The following is a 19,765-nucleotide window of genomic DNA, read 5'->3' on the forward strand; positions in this document are numbered from 1 at the left end:
GCGTTCACCGAGGTGCGTTCACTGCGCGGCGGCCACGTTCTCCTTGTTGCTGCGCGCGGCGCGCTCGTCGGCGGCGGCCAGCCAGAAGAAGACCGGGGGCAGGCCGAGTTCGATCGCCGTCAGCACGATCTGGAACCAGTGCGGCCAGCCGTCCACGGCGAGCGAGAGTAGCCGGCCCATGCCGCCCAGCAGGAAAACGCCGGCCAGCCAGCGCACCGCCTGAGCCGGGATCGGCCGCTGCCGCGCGGCCCACAGCCACGCCAGCCCGTAGCCGACGAAGCTGGCTCCCATGAACCGGCCCCAGCTGTCGACCGTCGTGCCGGCGGAACCGGCTCCGGGGATCGCCGCGTTGCCGAGGAGCACGTGGTACAGGCCGATCGCCACGCTGGACCAGCCCATCAGCTGTGTGAGTGTGCGCAGGGTCCTTGCCATGATCCCTCCGAGCCTTCTCGGTGGAGCCTAGTTGACATGTGTCTACTAGGCTGGACGCACTAGTAGACACATGTCAAGTAGTCTTCGCTCGTGCCGTCCCGCCAACGACTCAGCCCCGCCGACCGCCGCGCCCAGCTCCTCGCCGTCGGAGCACGGCTCTTCGCCGCGCGCCCGTACGACGGTGTCCTGATGGAGGAGGTGGCCGAAGAGGCCGGCGTCTCACGAGCCCTGCTCTACCGTCACTTCTCCAGCAAACAGGACCTCTTCGCGGCCGTTTACCAACAAGCGGCGGACCAGTTGCTCGCCGAAACCCGGCTCGACCCCGCCGACTCCTTGGTCGAGCAGCTCGTCCAGGGGATGGAGGTCCATCTCGACTACTTCGTGGCGAACCGGCATGCCGTCCTCGCCGCGAACCGGGTCCTGGCGGGCGATCCCGTGATCCAGACGATCATGACGAACGAGCTGGACGCACTCCGTACGCGGCTACTGGCCGTACTCCCACTCACGGACGAGGGCGGCCGCGAGGCCGTGTCCGGCGTCCTGAAGAGCTGGCTGGTCTTCGTCCAGGTCCTCTGCATCGACTGGCTCACCCACGAGACCTGTACCCGCACCCAGTTGCGCGACGTGTGCATCGGCGCGGTCCTCGGCGCCCTCCGACCGCTGCTCGCCGAGGACCCCGCCCCCGACTGGCCGCCGCCACGGCGGCCCGACGCGGGCGCGTGATTCGGAACCCCTTGGCGTGTCCTGCACGGCGACGGGGCCTGCGCGCGCGAGTGACCCCCTCTCGACACGGGTGGGTCAGAGCCACTGGGCCCGGCCGAAGGTCGCGATGTGTGCCCGCTCCCTCGCCTTCCAGCCCCGTACGCCGCGTCGGCGGACGACGGCGAAAGCCGGCGCGCACCGGGCCGCGAACGAGCCGCCGATGATCAACGGCCATTCGGGCCCAGCCGGCCCGGCCCACCTGCGCCGCCGTCACAGCTTGAACAGCACTCCCCGCCAGGTCCAGCCCGCGCCGAGGACGACTCGCTGCAGGGGGTTCCTCATGTCCTGCGAGCTGAAGCGGAACGTCTCGGCTTTGTGTCGGCGGCCGTCCGGCCCCTTGGTGGTCTCCCACTGCCGGAACACCTTGTTGGCCGGTCCGCGGCCGTACTGCCTACGGGCGCTGTCGGCCGTGGGTTCCCATTGCTCCTCCAGGACGCGCACCTCGTGCGCCGCAGGGTCCAGGCGCATCCGGGTCTTGAGGGTCAGGTCCAGCGCCGGATATTCGAATTCCGCCACCAGGTCGGCGCCTTCCTTCGGGGTGCCCTCGCGCACGACGAACCGTACGCCCGGGCCGTTGAGCGCGAGCAGCGCAGCCCGGACCTCCGGGGCGGGCCGTGCGCCGACACCGTGGCGCGGGTACCTGGTCCCGGTCCACCTGTCCGTGAGGCGGCCCATGGCTAGGCCCCCGCCGCGGAGTCCGGGCGCACGCTGCGGACGAATTCCTGGAACTCGCCCAGGACCGCGTCGTGTTGAGCAGCGGTGGCGGTCAAGGCCAGCCGGACCACCGCACGCTTGCGCGGATCCGCGACGTCCTGCAGGGACAGGTACACCTGGGACTGGACGAGGTCGCGGCGAGCGTCGCCGACGACGGCCGAGAGGGCCACGCGCTGGGTCAGGGCCGGTGCGTCCGGGGAGCCGACCTCGTGGCGGTCGGTCACCTCCGCCGAGTCGGCGGCACGGCGCAGTCGCTCCGCCGACTCGTCGGCGAGCCCGGCCAGAGTGTCGGTCTCCGTCAGGAAACCGCCGTCGACGGCGATGCTGGCGGCGAACCCGGCATCCGGACGGGGGTGTACCGCGGCGAAGGCCACACCCTCGGCGTCGACCTCGTTCGGCTTGGCCGGGAGCCAGCCTTCCGGCAACCGGAATTCGATGGGCACGGGCAGTTCTGCGGGCATTTCAGAGCCCCCTTTCCACGGAAACGTACATCAGTCGAACAAGCCGGCCAAGGCGTCAGCGGCGTCGCCGACGGCCTCAGAAACCTTGTGCGGATCGATGGTGATTTCGAGTCCCACCTTGCCGCCGACGAGGGGGGAGAGACCCGCGTCGCCGCCGAGCTTCCACACGCCGGTTTCCTTGTCCTTCTTGTAACCCCACCAGGCTTCCGCACCGGGGCCCGCCCATCCTTCGGCGTTCACACCGACGCCCAATCCGAAAGCCTCGGCACCGCCGGCGAGGGTCCCCTTGGCGCCCACGAACCCCTTCGCGCCGACGGTAACCTCCTCCTTGGTCGCCTTGGCGGTGAGGCTGCCCTCGATGCCCGCGAACCCCTCCGCCCGCGCGTACTGCCCGACGTAGCCGTACTCGGCCCGGCCCTCGGCCAGTGCCCGTACTCCCGCGGACGCCTCGGCCTTGGAGACGAACCCCTGGTCGGTGAATCCGAAGTTCGCGGTGGCTCGGCCCCCGCCGTAGGCGTCGGCGATCCCGGAGAGCTTCAGGTCCCCCTCGGACATCGATCCCTGCGCGGTTTCGTGGAAGACGTCTGCGTACGCCTTGGCCGAGGCCTCCTTACCGTACTTGGGCCCGCTGAAGGTGTGGCCGGTCTTGTCCTCTTTCGTCCCGGCGCTGGATCGGTCGGGCTTCATGGCCTTGGCCAGGTCGCCTTCAGCGCCGGCGTTGAACCCGCTGAGGGTCTCGTCGGCGCCCTTGCCGAAAGCGTCCTTGTTGCTGTCGGCACTGGCCCGCCCGAGGGCGGTCTTGACGCCCTCATCGAGCTCGGCGATGGCCTTCACACGGTCGTCGATGTGGTTCTGCCACTTGGTGACGGCGGTGCGTATGGATGCTTCACCATCGGGATCGTGGTGGTAGGCGCTGCGCTCGGCAGGCGTGAGTTTGGCGTAGTCGAAGGCGACTTGGCCCTGCGCGGAGACGGTCATGCCGGCGGCCATCGCGTCGTCCCGGGCGCTTTCGAGCTTCTTCCTGAGCTCAGTGAACTTCTCGTGGGCCCCCCGCAGCAGACTGGCGATGGCCTTGGCCTGGATCTGTGCGGCGGAGAACTCGTAGCGGGTTCCCGCGAAAGTCGAGTGGGCAACCCCGGAGCTGACACCCGCCCAGTTCCCGCCCGTGGTGATCTTCTGGACGCTTTCCCCGTAGCGGGTCTCGACCTTGTTCAGCTCACCCGCCATCTCCTCCCACTTGGACGCGGCGGTCGTCAGCACACCCAGATCGGTGGTCATGGCTTTGTCGTACTTCAGCACCGCAGCCCCCTACAGACCGTTCCACTTCGACCTCTTGAACGGTCAACACCCTCGCGGAATCTGATCATATGCACGGCGGTTGCCGAAGCCCCTCAGCGTGGGTTCCAGGGGCGTGTCATCTCCACCAGCACGTCGTGGGGCCAGGTGCCGTGCTCGAAGAAGTGCTCCACGGCCCGGCAGGCGACGGGGAAGGGGACGGTTTCCCTGTCGGAGTACGTGTCGATCTGCCCGCTGGAGCGAAGGTATCCGCCAGAGACGCCCTCGCCGCGCGGATCGACCAGGTGCTCCCCGGGGCCGCCTGCACCGTCCGTCAGGGCGACCATCGCGCGCTCACCATTGGTCACCACGGAGAGGAGGCGGCCCCGGCCGTCCTCGAACCACGTCTCCTGGCTCGCCCAGTCCAGCCTACGGATGAGCAACGACCGGGCTTGCGCACCGGAGTAGCCGTCAGATGCGTGGCCCTGCATGCGCCAGCGCTGGGGTACGGCCATGGGATCCTCCGATTCGGGTTGCCCGGTACGGATCCGCAGACGGGCCGGTTCTCCCACCCGAAATTCTGCGGTACGCCCCGGCTCGATGAGTACGAGGACGAGGTGCCTTGAGTACGTCCGCGCAGGCGGGCCGGGGTCCGGGGCTGCTTGGCTGTGCCCGTGCGCGAAACGATCACAGCCCCGACCGCCGCCCGCCCCACCGAGGCCTTGGGCGCAGAAGGGGTGTCGGTGTGGACGACGGCATCGACGGTGGCTCTGATCCTCGTGGCCTTCTTCTTCGGCGCCCTCGCCGCGATGGCGACGGACGCCCACCCCCGGACCGTTGCGGTCACCACGGCCTTCTGGTGGGCGTCCTGGACGGCCACCCCGCTGCTCGTGGTGGTCTCCCGGCTGTTCCCCGGCCGCCCCGCACTGGCCAGAGGGCGCCGTTGGGCCGGGCGCGCCGCGCTGCTCCCGCCCGTGGTCGTGATCCTGCTGACGCTCACCCTGTAGCCGACGGGCGCGGTGTCCCCTCCCGGGACGGGCCAGCGGATCCCGCCCCGCTTCGATCCGGCAGCGCGGCATCGAGCCGCGTCAGTTCCTCCGTGCTCAGCTTGAGGTCCGCTGCCCCTGCGGAGTCGGTGATGGAGGCCGGGCGGCTGGCTCCCGGTACCGGGATCACCGCGGGGGAGCGGGCGAGCAGCCATGCCAGGGCGATCTGCTGCGGACTGACGCCACGGTCGTCCGCGACGCGGTGGAAGGGGGTGCCGACCGAGGTGGGGCCGCAGGGGCCGTCGAGGGAGCTGCGCGCGATGCCGCCCAGCGGGCTCCACGGCAGGAAGGCCAGGCCCAGCCGTGTGCTCAGCTGCAGCTCGGCTTCGCTGTCGCGGACTGCCGGCGAGTACTGGTTCTGTACGGAGGCGAGCCCGTCGCCCAGGATCGCGTGTGCTTCGCGGATCTGGGCGGTGGTGACGTTGGAGATGCCGGCGGCGCGGATCGTGCCGGCGTCGAGCAGCTCGCGCAGCGCGCCGACGGACTCCGCCCAGGGCACGGCGGGGTCCGGCTTGTGCAACTGGTAGAGGCCGATCGCGTCGAGGGCCAGGCGCTTGGCGGAGGCCTCGGCAGCTCGCCTGAGATGCTCCGGGGTGGCGTTGACGGTCCAACTGCCGTCGCCGGGTCGGCCGCGGCCGCCCTTGGTGGCGACCACGATGCCGGAGGTGTCGCCGCCGTAGCGGGCCAGGGCGCGGGCGATCAGCAGCTCGTTGTGGCCGGCCTCGCCGGCGTGCCAGTGGTAGCTGTCGGCGGTGTCGATGAGCGTGACGCCCGCGTCGAGGGCGGCGTGGAGGGTGGTGATGGCCCGAGTCTCGTCCGGACGTCGTTCGATGGACAGGGGCATGGCGCCCAGGCCGATGGCGCTGACGGCGGTGCCTGCGATGGTGCGGTACTGCATGGCGGATCCGTTCGTCAGGCGGTAGGTGTGGGAACGGGTGTGGGTGCCGGCGTCGGTGTCGGTTCGGTGTCCAGGACTTCGGTGTCCAGGACTTCGGCGCCGAGCGCTTCGGCAACGGCGCCGGGCAGCCAGTCGGTGGTACGGGAGAAGGCGAAGCCCAGTTCCCTGGCGCGGGTGTTGCTCATGGCGTAATGGCGGTCGAAGGAGAACGGCGAAGCCTCCGCGCCTGCCGGGACGGTCCGGTGGACGGGCTCCCGTCCGGCCGACGCGCCGATGATCGCGGTGAGGCCGTGTACGTCGAGCGGGCCGTCGGAACAGGCGTTGAGCGGACCGGTGAAGTCGGCCGTGGCCGCCCACAGCAGCAGGCCCGCCAGCTCTTCGTAGTGGATGAACACCGTGGGCAGGGCCCTCGCGTGCACAGTGATCTCTTCGCCCCGGCGGATGCGCTCGACGTAGTGCGCGAGCCGGCCGGTGAATTCATGCGCGCCGCCGCCGAGTACGTGCGCGCTGCGTACCGAGGCGAACGCGAAGCCGCCGGCGCGGGTGAGGACGGCCTCTGCTTGGCGCTTGCCTTCGGCGTAGTGCGCCTCCAGGTACGCGTCGTCGTGCCAGGGAAGGTCCGTGGCCACCACCCAGGCGGCCGGGTCGACGGTCTCCTCCGCCGCCGCAGTGCCCGGCGGTACGGCCGGCAGTGCTGCGGTCGCCGGGTCGTAGACCTCGATCGTCGACGTCATGACGTAGCGCCGGGTGCGGCCGGCGAAGGCTCGGGCGGCGATGGCGGCTTGCACGGGGGTGTAGCAGATCTGATCGACCACCACGTCGAAGGCGCGGGAGCCGAGCGCGGCCGACAGGGCGGCCTCGTCATTGCGGTCGACGACGAGGTGCTCCACACCGGCAGGCGGCGGGGTGGAGCCGCGGTTGATCACAGTGACCTGGTGGCCCGCCGCGTGCAGGCGTTCCACCAGGAGCTTTCCGAAGTACCGGCTTCCGCCGATGACGCAGATCCTTTGCATGCCCCCCATCCTGGACACGTGTCGTCATCAGCAGAAGTGATCATTTACTGAACGAGTGGTAAGGCGGACTGTTGACCTGATCGAGGTCGAGGTGCGGCCCAGGCCGGGTGCGCAGCACGACCTGTCGCTGTCCGGCCGGCACCGCGCGACTCAGGTCACCGGTTCGGCCTCGATCTCGATCACCCGTGCCGGCCCCGCCCTGAACGCCGGGCTGGCGGCGTCAGCGGCAACCATGTGCGCGGTGACGTCGTGGGCGGCCAATGCATCCCGCGACGCCCAGAGCTCGGCGAGGACGAACCGGTCCGGATCGTCGACCACCCGGTGCAGGTCGTACTGCAGGCACCCCTGCTCGGCCCGCACGAGCGGCGCGAGTCGCTCGAAGGCATCGACCTGTTCCTGGCCGCGGCCCGCAAGGGTGGTGATCAGTATGTGAAGTCGTACGGGCTGTGGCATGCGTGCGAGCGTAGATCAGCGGGCGTGGCTGGGGAACCGGGGTCTCACCAGGCAAGCACCGGCGGCACGGCCCGCCCGATGGCCGGCTCACCAACCCGATGGACTCGGCTACTTCGGGCGCCCCCGCCACCGCCTCACGTGCGTCGGCGGGGTCCCGGCCAGGGGTAGCCGAGCTGCTCGGCGAACTCCGTCGAACCGCCGCAGACCCGGGCGACCTCGCGCGGGTCCTCCGCCGTGAGACGCGCCTCAAGGCGCTCTGCTTGATCGGCCGGGTCATCCCCGGAGATCGGAAGGGTCATGTGGAACTGGAGCCAGGGACGGTCCTCCCGGATCGCGGAACGGCCGGGATGGAACAGGAAGACGTTGATCCGGTCCGGTTCCCAGTGCCAGGCCGAGACGGCTCCCAGTTCGCACTCCCAGGTCGTCAGCCGGCCGACGTCCTCCCGGAGCCTCTCCTCCAGAAGCCTGGCGACCGTTCGGGCCGGCCACTCCCAGCCGTGGTCCGTCGAAGCCCGCCGGACCTCCGCCTCGTACGGGTCGACCTCGAACCGAAGCTCTGGGAGATCGAGGTCTTCGTCGTCCGGGTTGCGCCAGTCGCTCCAGATCACGTACTGACCTTCGCGCCTGATGGTCACGTAGACGGCGCCGCAGCATCCTTCCGTGCACCCGGCCTCGGCGAGCCGAACCTCGCGTGGGGTGGCCGCCGCGCGGAGCGGCGCATCCGGCCCCAAGAGGTACCGAGGGTCGACTGCCGGGCCCTCGGTGAACACGTCGGCCAGGACGTCCAGCCCGTTGATGAACGGTCGGCATTCCACGGAGCCTTGTCAATCGCCGAGCGGTGGCACGGCGATGCGGAGGGACAGCAGATGCGGATGCGCATGCGGTTCTGTGGTCATCGGCTGATGGTCGCGGAGTCAGCGGCAGTTGTCCTACGGGATTATCGGCGTTCGGGGTTCGGCTGCCCGACGCGGTACCTTCGCGCGGCTGACCGTGTAGCCCGCCTTCGCCGTGCGGTCCCTGCTCGGCCGAGCAGGACCGGATCCGCCGGTTCGCCGATCCCGGGCCGTACCCCGAGACCGCTCCGCCCAGAAGCCCGGGGCGGGCGACCGTGACCCGCCCGGCGCCAGCGGACCGTCTTCGTACCCCTTGATCAGCACCCGTCGCCGAGGTTGATTCCCGCCGCGGCGGCCGAGTAGACGGCGTACAGCTGGATCAGTTCCAGCGGGACCGCCAGAACGCTGAACCACACGGTGGTACCGGCGAGAAGGCCCGGCCAGGTCTCCCCGAGCCGAACGCCGTACCGCCCGCGGAGCCGCCGTGCGAGCAACACACACACCGCCACCGCGGCCAGGCCGAGTCCCAGACCGGTCCACGCGGCGGCGTACTCCGTCATAGGGAAGGGCAGGTGCCGGCAGGCGGCGATCTGCCGGTCGGCCCAGTCGTACCCGATCTCCTGCGTGTGCAGGGAAGCGGCCACACCGGCGACGATCAGGAGCGGCACCAACAGCCCCGCCGTCACGGTGCCCGGCGTGACGGCACGCGGGCGCGCCGTGCCGTCGCTCGTGGCGGGGGAGGACGAGGTGGTGGCCATCAGTACCGATCCGGTTCCGGGCGGATGGTGCGGATGCGCCGCTCGCCCCCGTTCCCGTTCGCCTGTTCGCAGAAGATGATGCCAGCGGACCGGGACCAGGACCACGCCGGCGGCGGTGACGACGACACGAGGTCCCCGTTCGGTTCCCCTGGCCCCGCAACAAGCGTTGTCAGTGCTCGCCGTTACTGTTCCGGCAACTGATCACGTGGGAAAGCGGAGGGCTCGTGCAGCGCTGGGAGTACGTCGGGGACGGGTCGGCCAAGTTCTGGGAGGGCGAAGCGGACGGGGCCTCGGTGACCCTCCGTTTCGGTCGCGTCGGCACGACCGGGCAGACCCAGGTCAAGGACTTCGGCACGGCGGAGGAAGCCCGCCTGTACTTCGCCAAAGCCGTCGCCACCCGTGAGAAGAAGGGCTACGCGCCGGTCGGCGAGAGCCGGGTCGACGCCCCGCCCCTCGACGTGGCGCCGCCGGCTGCGGTCCGGGTCGACGAGGACGTCTTCGTGTTCCCCACCGCATGGAAGCGGAATGTGAGCCCGCGGCGCGGCGGGGTGCCGCGGCCGGCCTCCGCGGCGGTGGCGTCGGCGCCCGCGCAGGTCGACGGCTGGCTCGACCAGGACGCCGAACGCGTAGCCCGGGTACTGGACTTCCCGCAGAGCGAGCCCGCGCTCGTCGCCGCGGCCCGCACCCACCTGGCCGGGACGCCCGACCCGCTGGGCGCGGCCGTCCTGGCGCACCTGGTGCACGCCGATCACGGCGACGGCAACCGCGAGTTGTTCGTGGACGCCTGGGCCGTCCGGTACGGCCTGCCGTTCGCCGCCCGAGCGACCGTCGAGTACGGGCAGGTCACACCCGGTTGGCAAGCCGATCGCTCCGGGGCGGTCGTCAACGGCGTCCGCTGGGTCACCGCCGCCAACGGCTGGCGCAACAGCCAGGTCCCCATCGCCGAGCGCGCCCGCCGGCTCCTCGCGAGCGCCCCGGAGGCCGAATACCGGGCCGCCGTCGAGGTGCTGGCCGGGCACCGCGACACCCCCCGCCGCCGCGTCAACGTCAGCTTCCTCGTCCCCGACGAGCTGGACTGGGTCGGCGAATGCTGCGCCGACCCGCTCCCCATCCGCAACGGCTCCTCGACCGAGCTCTTCCTGCTCGCCGCCTCCCTGGGCACCGCCGAGCACGTCGCCGCGGTCCGCGCCGCCGGCTTCGACCTCGGCTGGCACGGCTGGAGCGCGCAGCTCATCGCGACGTGCGCCGATGGCCTCGGCGCGGCCCTCGCACCGCTCCTCGCCGAACCGTTCAAGGGGGCCTGGGCCGACGCCGACACCCTGCGCACCCTTTCCGAAGCCCTCGCCGAACTCCCCGGTGACCCGGCCTTCCACACGCTCCTGACCCGGATCGACGACAGGACCGTCCGGCCCGCCCTGCTGGCCGCGGCCCGTCGCTACCCGGTACGCGCCATGCGCCTGCTCGCCGAGCGCGCCGACGGAGCCGCCGCCGACGCGGCCATGGCCGGCCGCCTGCTGAAGGCGCACGTGGCCGCGCACCGCGAACTCGCCCTGGAGGTCCTGCCCGAACTGCCCGCCCGCGCCGCCGACCTCGTCGGCCCGCTGGCCCGCCTCGAAGGGCAGCTCCCCGAGGCGGACGCCGCCGCCCTGCCCGCAGTCCTCACCAGCCCGCCGTGGACGCGCGTGCGCCCCCGCACCAAGCCCCGTACGGTCAGCGGGCTCAGCGCCCCCGAAGACACCCGTATGGCTTGGCTGCCCGGAGAGCAGGAGGAATGGGCCTCCGCCGAGAACAGCATCCCGGCCTGGGCCGTGAACCAGGACCTGGACGCGCTCGTCGCCGCCGGACGCGCCGGGCTGCTGCGCCAGGACCACCAGCGGCTCGTGCTGTTCACCATGGGCCCCGCCGAAGTCGTCCGCCCGCTCCTCGACGCGTGGGACGGCCCCGAATGGACCTACGAGGGCACCAACACCTTCATGCCGCTGATCGCCCGCTACGAGAGCACCGCCCTGGCGATGGCCTTCGGCACCGCGCTCCGGCTCCCCGCCACCATGGGCGTGCTGCTCATGCCGTACGTGAACCTGCGCATAGCCCGGCTCATGGCCGACTGGCTGGTCCGCCTCAAGGCCGCTGCCCGCACCGCCCGCGCCTGGCTGGTCCGGCACGCAGGGGACGCCGCCACCCTGCTCGTCCCCGACGCCCTCGGCAAGCCCGGCAAGCCCCGCACGGCCGCCGAGGCCGCGCTCCGGACCATCGCGGCCGCCCACGGCCCGGACACGGTGCGGGAAGCCGCCGCCGTCCACGGCCCGCAAGCGGTCGGGGCGATCGCCGAACTCCTCGACGCCGACCCGCTGGTGACCGCGCTGCCCGCCAAGACGGTCGAGCCCCCTGCGTGGGCCGATGCGGCCGCCCTGCCGCAGCTGAAGCTGCGCACCGGCGAGGCGCTGCCCGCCGAGGCGACCGGGCACCTGCTCCGCATGATGGCCTTCGGCGCCCCCGGCAACCCGTATCCGGGCGTGGAACTGGTGCGGGAGGTCGCCGACCCCGCCTCGTTCACCGAGTTCGCCTGGGCCGTGTTCGAGGAGTGGCAGATGGGGGGCATGCCCCCCAAGGACGCCTGGGCGCTGCACCAGCTCGGCGCCTTCGGCGACGACGACACCGTCCGGCTGCTCAGCCCGATCATCCGGAACTGGCCCGGGGAGGGCGCGCACCACCGGGCCGTAGACGGCTTGGAGGTGCTTGCCGCGATCGGCACCGACGCCGCCCTGCTCAGCCTGCACGGCATCGCGCAGCGGGCGAAGTTCAAGGCCCTCAAGGCCCGCGCCGGCGAGAAGATCGCCGAGGTGGCCGCGGGTCTGGGCCTGACCCGCGAGCAGCTGGCCGACCGCCTGGTGCCCGACTTCGGCCTCGACGCGGACGGCACCACCACCGTCGACTACGGCAGCCGCCGCTTCACCGTCGGCTTCGACGAGCAACTGAGGCCGTACGTGGCCGACGCCGACGGCAAGCGGCTGAAGGACCTGCCCAAGCCCGGCGCGAAGGACGACCCGGAGCTCGCCCCGGCCGAGCGCAAGCGGTTCGCCGCCCTGAAGAAGGACGTGCGCGCCGTCGCCGCCGACCAGGTACGACGACTGGAGGCCGCCATGGTCGACGGCCGCACCTGGACGGCCGAGGAGTTCGGCAAGCTCTTCGCCGAGCACCCGCTGGTGTGGCACCTGGCCCGCCGCCTGGTGTGGCGGGCCGTCGACGGCGATTCGACCGTCGAGTTCCGGATCGCCGAGGACCGCAGCCTCGCCGACGCCGACGACGAGGCGTACGAATTCGGCGCGGACGCCGTCGTCAGCCTGCCGCACCCGCTGCGCCTCGGAGTCGACGCGGTCGCCGCCTGGTCGGAGGTGTTCGCCGACTACGAGATCGTCCAGCCGTTCGCGCAGCTAGGCCGGGCCGTGTACGCGGTCACCGAGGAGGAGGCGGCAGGGCACCGGCTGACCCGCTTCGAGGGTTTCACCGTCCCCGTGGGCCGGCTCCTCGGCCTCACCAAGCGCGGCTGGGAGCGCGGCACTCCCGAGGACAACGGGGTGGAGCGGTGGCTCTCCCGCCGCCTGGGCCGTCACTGTTACCTGGTCATCGCGCCCGACGAGGGCATCGCGGTCGGCATGGTGGGCGAGTTCCCCGACCAGGTGCTGGAGACCGTCTGGCTCGACACGACGCCCGGCGACTACTGGTTCAGCCGCAGCCACCCGCTGACGTTCGCCGACCTCGACGCGGTCGTGGCCTCCGAAGTGCTCGCCGACCTCACGGAGCTGACGGCATGACCGGCGCCCGCACCCCACGTCCGCAGAACACCTCCGGGGACGATCCCGGTACTGCCGGTGCCCCCGGCACGCACGACGGTGCGGGGCGCAGGCCCGTCCAGCGGCCGCCCGCCGAGATCAGGTACGCCGAGGAGCTGGCCGCGCTCAGGGCCGCCGACGACGCACCCCGCCCGCCGGGCTGGCAGCTCAGCCTGCGCGCCGCCTTCCGGTTCATCACCGGGGACCCGCAGACCGGTGTGAGCCGCAAGTTCGTCGGCGACAACTCCCTCGTCGAACGGGCGTTGGTCGCCCTGGCCACCAACCGGGGCCTGCTGCTCGTCGGAGAACCCGGCACCGCCAAGTCCCTGCTGTCCGAGCTGATCGCCGCCGCGGTCAGCGGTGACTCCACGCTGGTGGTCCAGGGCGGCGCCGCGACCACCGAGGACCAGATCAAATACTCCTGGAACTACGCGCTGCTGGTCTCCGAGGGCCCCTCCGAGCGCTCCCTGGTGCCCGCCCCGGTGCTGCGCGGCATGCGGGAGGGCCGGCTGGTCCGCTTCGAGGAGATCACCCGCTGCCCCCTCGAAGTGCAGGACTGCCTGCTGTCCCTGCTCTCCGAGCGGGTCGTCACCATCCCCGAACTCCCCGGGGACGCGGGAATGGCCTTCGCCGCCCACGGGTTCAACGTGATCGCCACGGCCAACACCCGGGACCGCGGCGTCAACGAGATGAGCGCGGCCCTCAAGCGCCGCTTCAACTTCGAGACGGTGTTCCCCATCGCCGACCGCGACGCCGAAGCCGCCCTCGTCGAGGCCGAGGCCACCGCCCTGCTGCGCGCCTCGGGGGTGGCCGTCGCCCCGGATCCGGACATCGTGGACGTCCTCGTCACCACGTTCCGGGAACTGCGGGGCGCGGGCGGGGACGGCCCGCCGCACGGCACACCGGGCGGGTACGCGGGGCACGGCGGGTCCGACCGGATGGGCGCGGTCATGAGCACCGCCGAGGCGGTCGCCGTCGCCCACGCGGTCGGCGTCCGCGGCTGGTACCTGCGCGGCGAACCGGGCAACGCCGCCGACCTGGTCACCTGCTTGGCCGGCACGGCGGCCAAGGACAACCCGGAGGACCTGGCACGGCTGCGCCGCTACCTGGAACAGCGAGCCGACCGGCACACCGGACCGGCCTGGCGGGAACTGCACGCCGCCCGGCACCTGCTGGCGCGGTGAGCACCCTGACGGCCCACTTCCTCGGCGTCCGCCACCACTCGCCGGCCTGTGCGCGGCTGGTCTCCCGCACCATCGCCGCGCTGCGGCCCAGCCACGTGCTGGTGGAGGGGCCGTCCGACCTCAACGACCGGCTCGGCGAACTGCTGCTCGGCCACCGGCTGCCGATCGCGGTGTTCAGCCACTACCGCGACGCCGAACGCTCCACGACCTCGTGGACGCCGTTCTGCGACTACTCCCCCGAGTGGGTGGCGCTCAGCGAGGGCCGCGCCGCCGGCGCACAGGTCCGCTTCATCGACCTGCCCGCCTGGCATCCGGCGTTCGCCGGCCGCAACAACCGCTACGCGGACGCCGAGGTCCGCTACGAGCGGGCGACCGCCCGGCTGTGCGCCCGCTTCGGCGTCGACTCGGCCGACGCCCTGTGGGACCGGATGTTCGAGGCGGCCGAGTCCGACGGACCGGGCGAGGGCGGTCTGGGCGGCGACCGGCTGGGCGGCGGTGGTCTGGGCGGCGACCGGCTGGGCGGCGGTGGTCTGGGCGGCGACCGGCTGGGTGGCGGCGGTCTGGGCGGCGACCTGGGTGGCGGCGGTCTGGGGTCCGACGGGCCGGCCGGCGGCTTGGGGTCCGACGGGCTGGGCAGCGACCGGCTGGCCGACGGTGGTCTGGGCGGCGACCTGGGTGGCGGCGGTCTGGGGTCCGACGGGCCGGCCGGCGGCTTGGGGTCCGACGGGCTGGGCAGCGACCGGCTGGCCGACGGTGGTCTGGGCGGCGACCTGGGTGGCGGCGGTCTGGGGTCCGACGGGCCGGCCGGCGGCTTGGGGTCCAACGCGCTGGGCAGCGACCGGCTGGGCAGCGACCGGCCGGGCGGCGGCGGTCTGGGCTACCGTTCCCTCGCCGAACGGCTCGCCCTCTACTTCGACGTGGTCCGCGGCGACACCGAGGCCGACGCCTCGGACCGGGCCCGCGAGGAGTACATGGCCTCCTGGGTCCGAGCCGCCCTGGCCGAACCGGGCGCGGGTCCGGTCCTGGTCGTCACCGGTGGTTTCCACCGGCCCGCGCTCGTCGCCCTCACCGAAGCCGCGGGCCGTGGCGCCGACACCGGGGCGGCGCACGGTCCTCCGGCGGTGCCACGGCCCGCCGCGGACGCCCTCGCCGGCAGCCACCTCGTCCCGTACTCCTTCCACCAGCTCGACGCCTTCACCGGCTACCAGTCCGGCATGCCGTCCCCCGGCTTCCACCAGCACGTGTGGGAGCACGGCCCGGCCGCCGCCGGGGAGCTGCTGGTGCGGGACATCACCGAACGGCTGCGCGGCCGAGGCCGGCACGTCTCCACGGCTTCCCTCATCGCCGCCCGGGCCGCCGCCCAGGGCCTGGCCGCACTCCGCGGACACCACCGGCCCGCCCGCCTGGACCTGCTCGACGGCCTCGCCGGCGCACTCCTCGACGAGGCCGTCGACGAACCCCTGCCGTGGACCCGGCGCGGCCCGCTGCGTCCCGGCACCCACCCGGTCCTCGTCGAGATGGTGGCCGCCGGCTGTGGCCAGCGGACCGGCGCGCTCCACCCGGACACCCCGCTCCCGCCGATCGTGCACGACGTCACCGCCCGCCTCGCCGTCCTCGGCCTGGACGGCACCCGCCCCGTCACGCTGCGACTCACAGAGCCCGCCGGCCTGGACGCCAGCCGCGTCCTGCACTGCCTGCGGATCCTCGACGTCCCCTGCTACGCCCGTACCCGCGGGCCCGTCGACGGCGCCGACCCCGAGGCCACCGAGCGCTGGGAGCCGCATGCCGCGTCGGCCGCGGGTGCCCGGGAAGCCGCGCTGATCGAGGCTTCCGGTCACGGCATGACCCTGGCGGACGCGACCGCCACCGCTCTCGGCGAGCGGGTCCGGGCCGCCGCGGCCGCCCCCGACGCCCTCGCGCGGATCTTGTTCGACGCGGTGGCCTGCGGCGCGACCGGGATGCTCGGCCCGCTGCTCACCGAACTCCGGGCCGCCGTCGACCGGGCCGGCGACCCCGGTCCGCTCGGCGAAGCGCTGCACACCGCCCTCGGGCTGTGGCGGCACGACCGGGTGTACGGGGTCGCAGGGGACCCGCTGCTGGCCGGCTTCGTCGACGCCGCCGTCGCCCGGGTGCTGTGGCTGGCCGAGGGGCTGCACGGCGCCGGCGGCGTGGACCGGGGCAGGGTGGGCGCCCTCACCGCCGTACGGGACGCCGTGCTGCACGCCGCACCGCTGCTGTCCTTGGACCGGGCGGCGGTGACCGCGGTGTGCGCCCGGATCAGCACCGACCCGGCCGCCCCCGCCGATCTGCGCGGCGCCGCGTACGGTCTGTGCCGCGCCCTCGCGCACCGCCCGGGCGAAGACGGCCCCCGGGTCGGCGGGGTCGGCGATCCGGTGGCCGCGGTGCGGGCCGTCGCCGGCACCGCAGCCCTCGGCGACTGGCTGGCCGGCGTGTTCGCGCTGGCCCGCGAGGAGCTGACCGCGCCGGCCGCCGGGAACACCACCTGCGGGGCCGCAGGCCAGGACGATGGCCTGCTCGGCGTACTCGACGCCCTGGTCAGCGAGCAGCCGGAGGACGAGTTCCTCGCAGGCCTCCCCGCCCTGCGGCAGGCCTTCGCCTACTTTCCGCCCCGCGAGCGCGAACGCATCGCCGCCCGCCTCATCGAACGCCGTGGCCTGCGCGGCTCCGCCCGCGGCCTGCTGCGGACACCGGCCGACCCGCTGCTCATCGGCCGGGCCCGGCGCCTGGAAGACGACGTGTCCCGCCTGCTCGAACGCCACGGCCTGGGAGCCGCCCCGTGACCGCCACCGACCCCGCCCGCGCGTCCGCGCCCTCCACCGACCCCGGGCTGGAGCGGTGGCGGCTCGTCCTTGGCAGCCCCGCCGAACGCCACACCGGCGCCCTCGCCGCGGACGGCGCGGCCCGTGACCGCGCCCTGGAATGGCTGTACGGCCGCGACCCCGAACAGGGCGAGCGGGGAATCCGCCGAGCCGGCGACGACCCCTCCGCGGTGACCGCGGTCGACTGGCTCGACGACGTCCACCGCCTCTTCCCCCGGGAGACCATCGAACGCCTCGAACGGGACGCCGTCGAGCGGTACGGCATCCACGAGATCGTCACCGACCCGGCCGTGCTGGAACGCGTCCGGCCGAGCCCCGCGTTGCTGCGAGCCGTCCTGCGCACCAAACACCTGATGAACCCGCAGGTCCTGCGGCTGGCACGGCGGCTCGTCGAGGCCGTGGTCCGGGAGCTGATGGCCCGCCTCACCCCGGAGCTCCGGCGCTCCTTCACCGGAACCCGCTCCCGGCGCCCCAGCCCCGTCGCGTACTCACGGAACTTCGACTTCCATGCGACGGTCCGCGCCAACCTGGCCCACTACCAGCCCGAGCACCGGCGGCTGTTGATCGAGCGGCCGCGGTTCTCCTCCCGGACCGGACCGCACCTGGAGCAGTGGCAGCTGATCCTGCTCGTGGACCAGTCCGGATCCATGACCGGATCCGTCATCCACTCGGCGGTCACGGCGGCCGCCCTGTGGGGGCTGCCGGGGCTGCGCACCCACCTGGTGGCCTTCGACACCTCCGTGATCGACCTCACCTCCGACGTCACCGACCCGGTGGAGCTGTTGATGCGGGTCCAGCTGGGCGGCGGCACGGACATCGCCCGCGCCGTCGACTACGGCGCCGAACTGATCGACAACCCGCGCCGGGCCATCGTGGTCCTGGTCACCGACTTCTACGAGGGCGGGGACCGCTACCGGCTGGTCCGTACCGTGCGCCGGCTCGTCGGGCAGGGCAGCACCGTACTCGGCCTGGCCGCCCTCGACGAGGACGCCGCACCCGCCTACGACCGGGACCTCGCCCAGGAGATCGCCGACGCCGGCGCCCACGTCGGCGCCATGACCCCCGGCATGCTCGCCGCCTTCGTCGCCGAACGGCTCGGCCGTTGACTGCCGCCACCGTGTCCCGCCCCGACCTGCTGGCCCTCACCGAGGACACCCTCGCCGCGCTCGCCAACCGGGGCTTGGTCAAACGCGCCGCGAGGGAACTCGCCGCAGGGGCCGGAGCCGCGGTCCGCGTGGCTCCGGACGGCAGCCTCAGCGGACGCTACCCCGACGGCACCGAATCCGTACTGCCTCCCGGCGCAGGACTCGACGTCGGGAGGTGCGGCTGCGCCGCCACGGGCGTGTGCCGCCACCTGATCGGACTGATCCTGGCCTACCGGCGGCAGGCCGAGGGGGAGCCGACGGCGCCCGGGACCACCGGCGGGTCCGACACCTCCGAGCGGACCAGCGCGGAAGGGCCTGCGCCCCGCGCGCCCGAACCGGCGCGGCAGAACCCGGACACCGGTCCGGACACGGGCTCGGACACGGGCCCGGTCACCGGTCCGGGCGGGGCCCCGGTATGGTCCCCCGGCAGCGTCACCGACGAGGAGCTGACCGCGGCACTCGGTGCGCGGGCCGTCACCGCCGCGCGCCGCACCCTGGCCCGCGGCTACGCCGCGCGGCTCACCCACCCCGCTCCGGGGGCCCCCGAGGCGCGCGCCGAACTGGCCACCGCGACCGTGCGGTTCGCCGTCCCGGCCGCGCTCGGGTACGCCCTCACCGACGCCCGCCCCGAGCACCGCGGCCCGGCCGTGGCCCTCGCCGTGTGGGCGTTCCGCGCCGCGCTCGCCGCCGACCCGCAGGACCCGCCGACCGATGTCCGGGCCGGCGGGCCGCTGCGGCCGGCCCGGACCCGCGACGAGGCGGCCGGCGCAGCCGCCGGGATCGCGACCGAACTGCTGCTGGACGGGGCCGCCCACGCCGGGCCGGTCATCACCGCGGGCCTGCACCGGGTCGGCCGCGAACTCGCGGACCACGGGATGCACTGGACAGCCGACACCACCGCCGACCTCGCCGAGCAGCTCGCGGAGCACGCCTCGCGCGGCGCCCGGCACCGGCCCGAGCGGTTCGCGGAGCTCCTCGCCGAGGTGGCCGCCCGGCACCGCACCGGTCGCCACGGCACCGGCGAGCCCGGAACCACCGCGCTGCGCCGGGTCCGGCTCACCGGGCTCGGCTGCCGGGTGACCGGGAACCCCGGATCCCGCACCGCCGAGGTGTACTTCGCCCACGCCGGCGCGGGCATCGTCCTCGTCATGCGCCGCCGGTGGGAGTTGACCGGGGACCAGGTCACCGGGGACCAGCCGGCGCCGACGGGGCCGGACTTCGCGCGACGGCGCACCGCCGGCAGCACGTTCGGTGCGCTGGCCGCCGGGAACGTGGTCAGCGAGACCGCGTCCCGTACCCCCGGGCACGTCGTCGCGTTCGGTGCCCCGCGCACCGGCGGCACCGGTGTCACGCCGGTCGCGGGCTCCTGGACCGACCTCCCCGAACCCCTCCTCGTACGGGACTTCGCCGCGCTCGCGGAACGGGTGCGGGCCCGCCCGCCCCGGCAGGTGCGGGCGCGGGTGGCGGCGGACGACGTCCACGTACTGGCCGTGCACGCCGTCGAGGGCCTCGGCTACGACCCGGCCGAGCAGCGCCTGGAGGCGGTGCTGCGGGACGCCGACGGCAACCTCGCCCTGCTGGCGGCGCCCTACAACCCGTACGCGCCCGGAGCCACGGACGCCCTGGCCGCGGCCCTCGACGGCCTCGGCGGCGGTCCTTGCCACATCAGCGGGTTCGTCCGGGCGGCCGCCAGATCCGGACCTACGGGATCCACGGGATCCACGGGGCTCGTGGTGGAGCCCGTCGCGGTGCTCGCCGGGTCGGCCGTCACGGTGCCCGACCTGGCGCCCGCCGGACCGTCCACCAGTGCGGCTCCGGCGGCGCACCCCGAGCCGGACCCGGTCGCGGGGGCGCTGGCCGAGGCGCTCGCCGCGCTCGCCGACGCCGCCCACCGGGGCCTGCGCCACTTCGACCGGGCCGGCTTGGACCGGCTTCGAGGGGCGGCGGCCGCCCTGGACCGGACGGGTCTCACCACGGCCGCCGGCCGGGTGCGAGCCGTACCTGCGGCCCTCACCGGCGGCGGCGCGGACACCGCCGTGGACCCGTGGACGGACGCGCAGTTGTTCCTGCTCACGGCGGCGGACCTGTACGGCTCACGCTGACGCGGCAGCGCTGCGGCGC

Annotated in this window: 17 protein-coding genes; 7 read left to right on the top strand and 10 right to left on the bottom strand. The window is 73.5% G+C overall.

Translation table 11 applies throughout. The features are described 5' to 3' along the window. Nucleotides 1–18: 18 nt before the first annotated feature. Nucleotides 19–432 carry a DUF4345 domain-containing protein gene (locus tag OG974_RS31515; protein WP_327286300.1) on the bottom strand — a complete coding sequence of 138 codons (414 nt, stop codon included), beginning with the start codon at nt 430–432 and terminating at the stop codon, nt 19–21. A 90-nt stretch (nt 433–522) separates the two neighbouring features. Here OG974_RS31515 and OG974_RS31520 point away from each other — a divergent pair, with 90 nt between their 5' ends. Continuing rightward, nucleotides 523–1,155 (top strand): helix-turn-helix domain-containing protein, encoded by a 633-nt coding sequence (locus OG974_RS31520; RefSeq protein ID WP_327286301.1) that lies wholly within the window; start codon nt 523–525, stop codon nt 1,153–1,155. A 249-nt stretch (nt 1,156–1,404) separates the two neighbouring features. Here the strand turns inward: OG974_RS31520 and OG974_RS31525 are convergent, their stop codons facing one another. The 4 genes from OG974_RS31525 to OG974_RS31540 all read right to left on the bottom strand — a co-directional run bounded on the left by OG974_RS31525 (nt 1,405) and on the right by OG974_RS31540 (nt 4,159). Next, a complete protein-coding gene (locus OG974_RS31525; RefSeq protein ID WP_327286302.1) occupies nt 1,405–1,869 on the bottom strand; it encodes a hypothetical protein in 465 nt (154 codons plus the stop codon). Nucleotides 1,870–1,871: 2 nt separating this feature from the next. Next, a complete protein-coding gene (locus OG974_RS31530; RefSeq protein WP_329316825.1) occupies nt 1,872–2,369 on the bottom strand; it encodes a hypothetical protein in 498 nt (165 codons plus the stop codon). A gap of 30 nt (nt 2,370–2,399) precedes the next feature. Continuing rightward, on the bottom strand, nt 2,400–3,647 hold the full coding sequence (locus OG974_RS31535; protein ID WP_327286304.1) for a hypothetical protein: 1,248 nt from the start codon (nt 3,645–3,647) through the stop codon (nt 2,400–2,402). A gap of 113 nt (nt 3,648–3,760) precedes the next feature. Then, the gene (locus OG974_RS31540) at nt 3,761–4,159 is read right to left on the bottom strand and encodes a hypothetical protein (protein WP_327286305.1); all 399 of its coding nucleotides are present in this window, start codon (nt 4,157–4,159) and stop codon (nt 3,761–3,763) included. A gap of 159 nt (nt 4,160–4,318) precedes the next feature. Between OG974_RS31540 and OG974_RS31545 the strand changes: the two genes are divergently transcribed. Next, a complete protein-coding gene (locus OG974_RS31545) occupies nt 4,319–4,651 on the top strand; it encodes a hypothetical protein (RefSeq protein WP_329316829.1) in 333 nt (110 codons plus the stop codon). Here the strand turns inward: OG974_RS31545 and OG974_RS31550 are convergent. From OG974_RS31550 to OG974_RS31570, 5 genes are all read right to left on the bottom strand, one after another. Continuing rightward, nucleotides 4,641–5,588, bottom strand: a complete 948-nt coding sequence (locus tag OG974_RS31550; RefSeq protein WP_327286307.1) for an aldo/keto reductase — start codon at nt 5,586–5,588, stop codon at nt 4,641–4,643. The genes OG974_RS31545 and OG974_RS31550 overlap by 11 nt on opposite strands. A gap of 14 nt (nt 5,589–5,602) precedes the next feature. Then, the gene (locus tag OG974_RS31555) at nt 5,603–6,601 is read right to left on the bottom strand and encodes an NAD-dependent epimerase/dehydratase family protein (RefSeq protein ID WP_327286308.1); all 999 of its coding nucleotides are present in this window, start codon (nt 6,599–6,601) and stop codon (nt 5,603–5,605) included. A 150-nt stretch (nt 6,602–6,751) separates the two neighbouring features. Next, complete coding sequence (locus tag OG974_RS31560; protein ID WP_331729965.1) at nt 6,752–7,054, bottom strand: putative quinol monooxygenase; 303 nt, start codon at nt 7,052–7,054, stop codon at nt 6,752–6,754. Nucleotides 7,055–7,188: 134 nt separating this feature from the next. Then, nucleotides 7,189–7,869 (bottom strand): hypothetical protein, encoded by a 681-nt coding sequence (locus OG974_RS31565; protein ID WP_331729967.1) that lies wholly within the window; start codon nt 7,867–7,869, stop codon nt 7,189–7,191. Nucleotides 7,870–8,204: 335 nt separating this feature from the next. Continuing rightward, on the bottom strand, nt 8,205–8,645 hold the full coding sequence (locus OG974_RS31570; protein ID WP_329316832.1) for a hypothetical protein: 441 nt from the start codon (nt 8,643–8,645) through the stop codon (nt 8,205–8,207). 224 nt (nt 8,646–8,869) lie between these two features. Here OG974_RS31570 and OG974_RS31575 point away from each other — a divergent pair, with 224 nt between their 5' ends. Genes OG974_RS31575 through OG974_RS31595 form a run of 5 tightly spaced genes read left to right on the top strand, consistent with a single transcriptional unit; the run spans nt 8,870 to nt 19,746 of the window. Continuing rightward, nucleotides 8,870–12,457 (top strand): DUF4132 domain-containing protein, encoded by a 3,588-nt coding sequence (locus OG974_RS31575; protein WP_327286312.1) that lies wholly within the window; start codon nt 8,870–8,872, stop codon nt 12,455–12,457. Continuing rightward, nucleotides 12,454–13,659 (top strand): AAA family ATPase, encoded by a 1,206-nt coding sequence (locus OG974_RS31580; RefSeq protein ID WP_327286313.1) that lies wholly within the window; start codon nt 12,454–12,456, stop codon nt 13,657–13,659. The genes OG974_RS31575 and OG974_RS31580 overlap by 4 nt, the downstream gene beginning before the upstream one ends. Next, the gene (locus OG974_RS31585; RefSeq protein WP_371647211.1) at nt 13,656–16,460 is read left to right on the top strand and encodes a DUF5682 family protein; all 2,805 of its coding nucleotides are present in this window, start codon (nt 13,656–13,658) and stop codon (nt 16,458–16,460) included. Before OG974_RS31580 ends, OG974_RS31585 begins: the two co-directional genes overlap by 4 nt. Beyond that, on the top strand, nt 16,457–17,605 hold the full coding sequence (locus OG974_RS31590) for a VWA domain-containing protein (RefSeq protein ID WP_327286314.1): 1,149 nt from the start codon (nt 16,457–16,459) through the stop codon (nt 17,603–17,605). The genes OG974_RS31585 and OG974_RS31590 overlap by 4 nt, the downstream gene beginning before the upstream one ends. Continuing rightward, nucleotides 17,602–19,746 (top strand): hypothetical protein, encoded by a 2,145-nt coding sequence (locus OG974_RS31595; protein ID WP_331729973.1) that lies wholly within the window; start codon nt 17,602–17,604, stop codon nt 19,744–19,746. Before OG974_RS31590 ends, OG974_RS31595 begins: the two co-directional genes overlap by 4 nt. Nucleotides 19,747–19,765 lie beyond the last annotated feature (19 nt).

Source organism: Streptomyces sp. NBC_00597 (genome assembly GCF_041431095.1).
Taxonomy (GTDB): Bacteria; Actinomycetota; Actinomycetes; order Streptomycetales; family Streptomycetaceae; genus Streptomyces.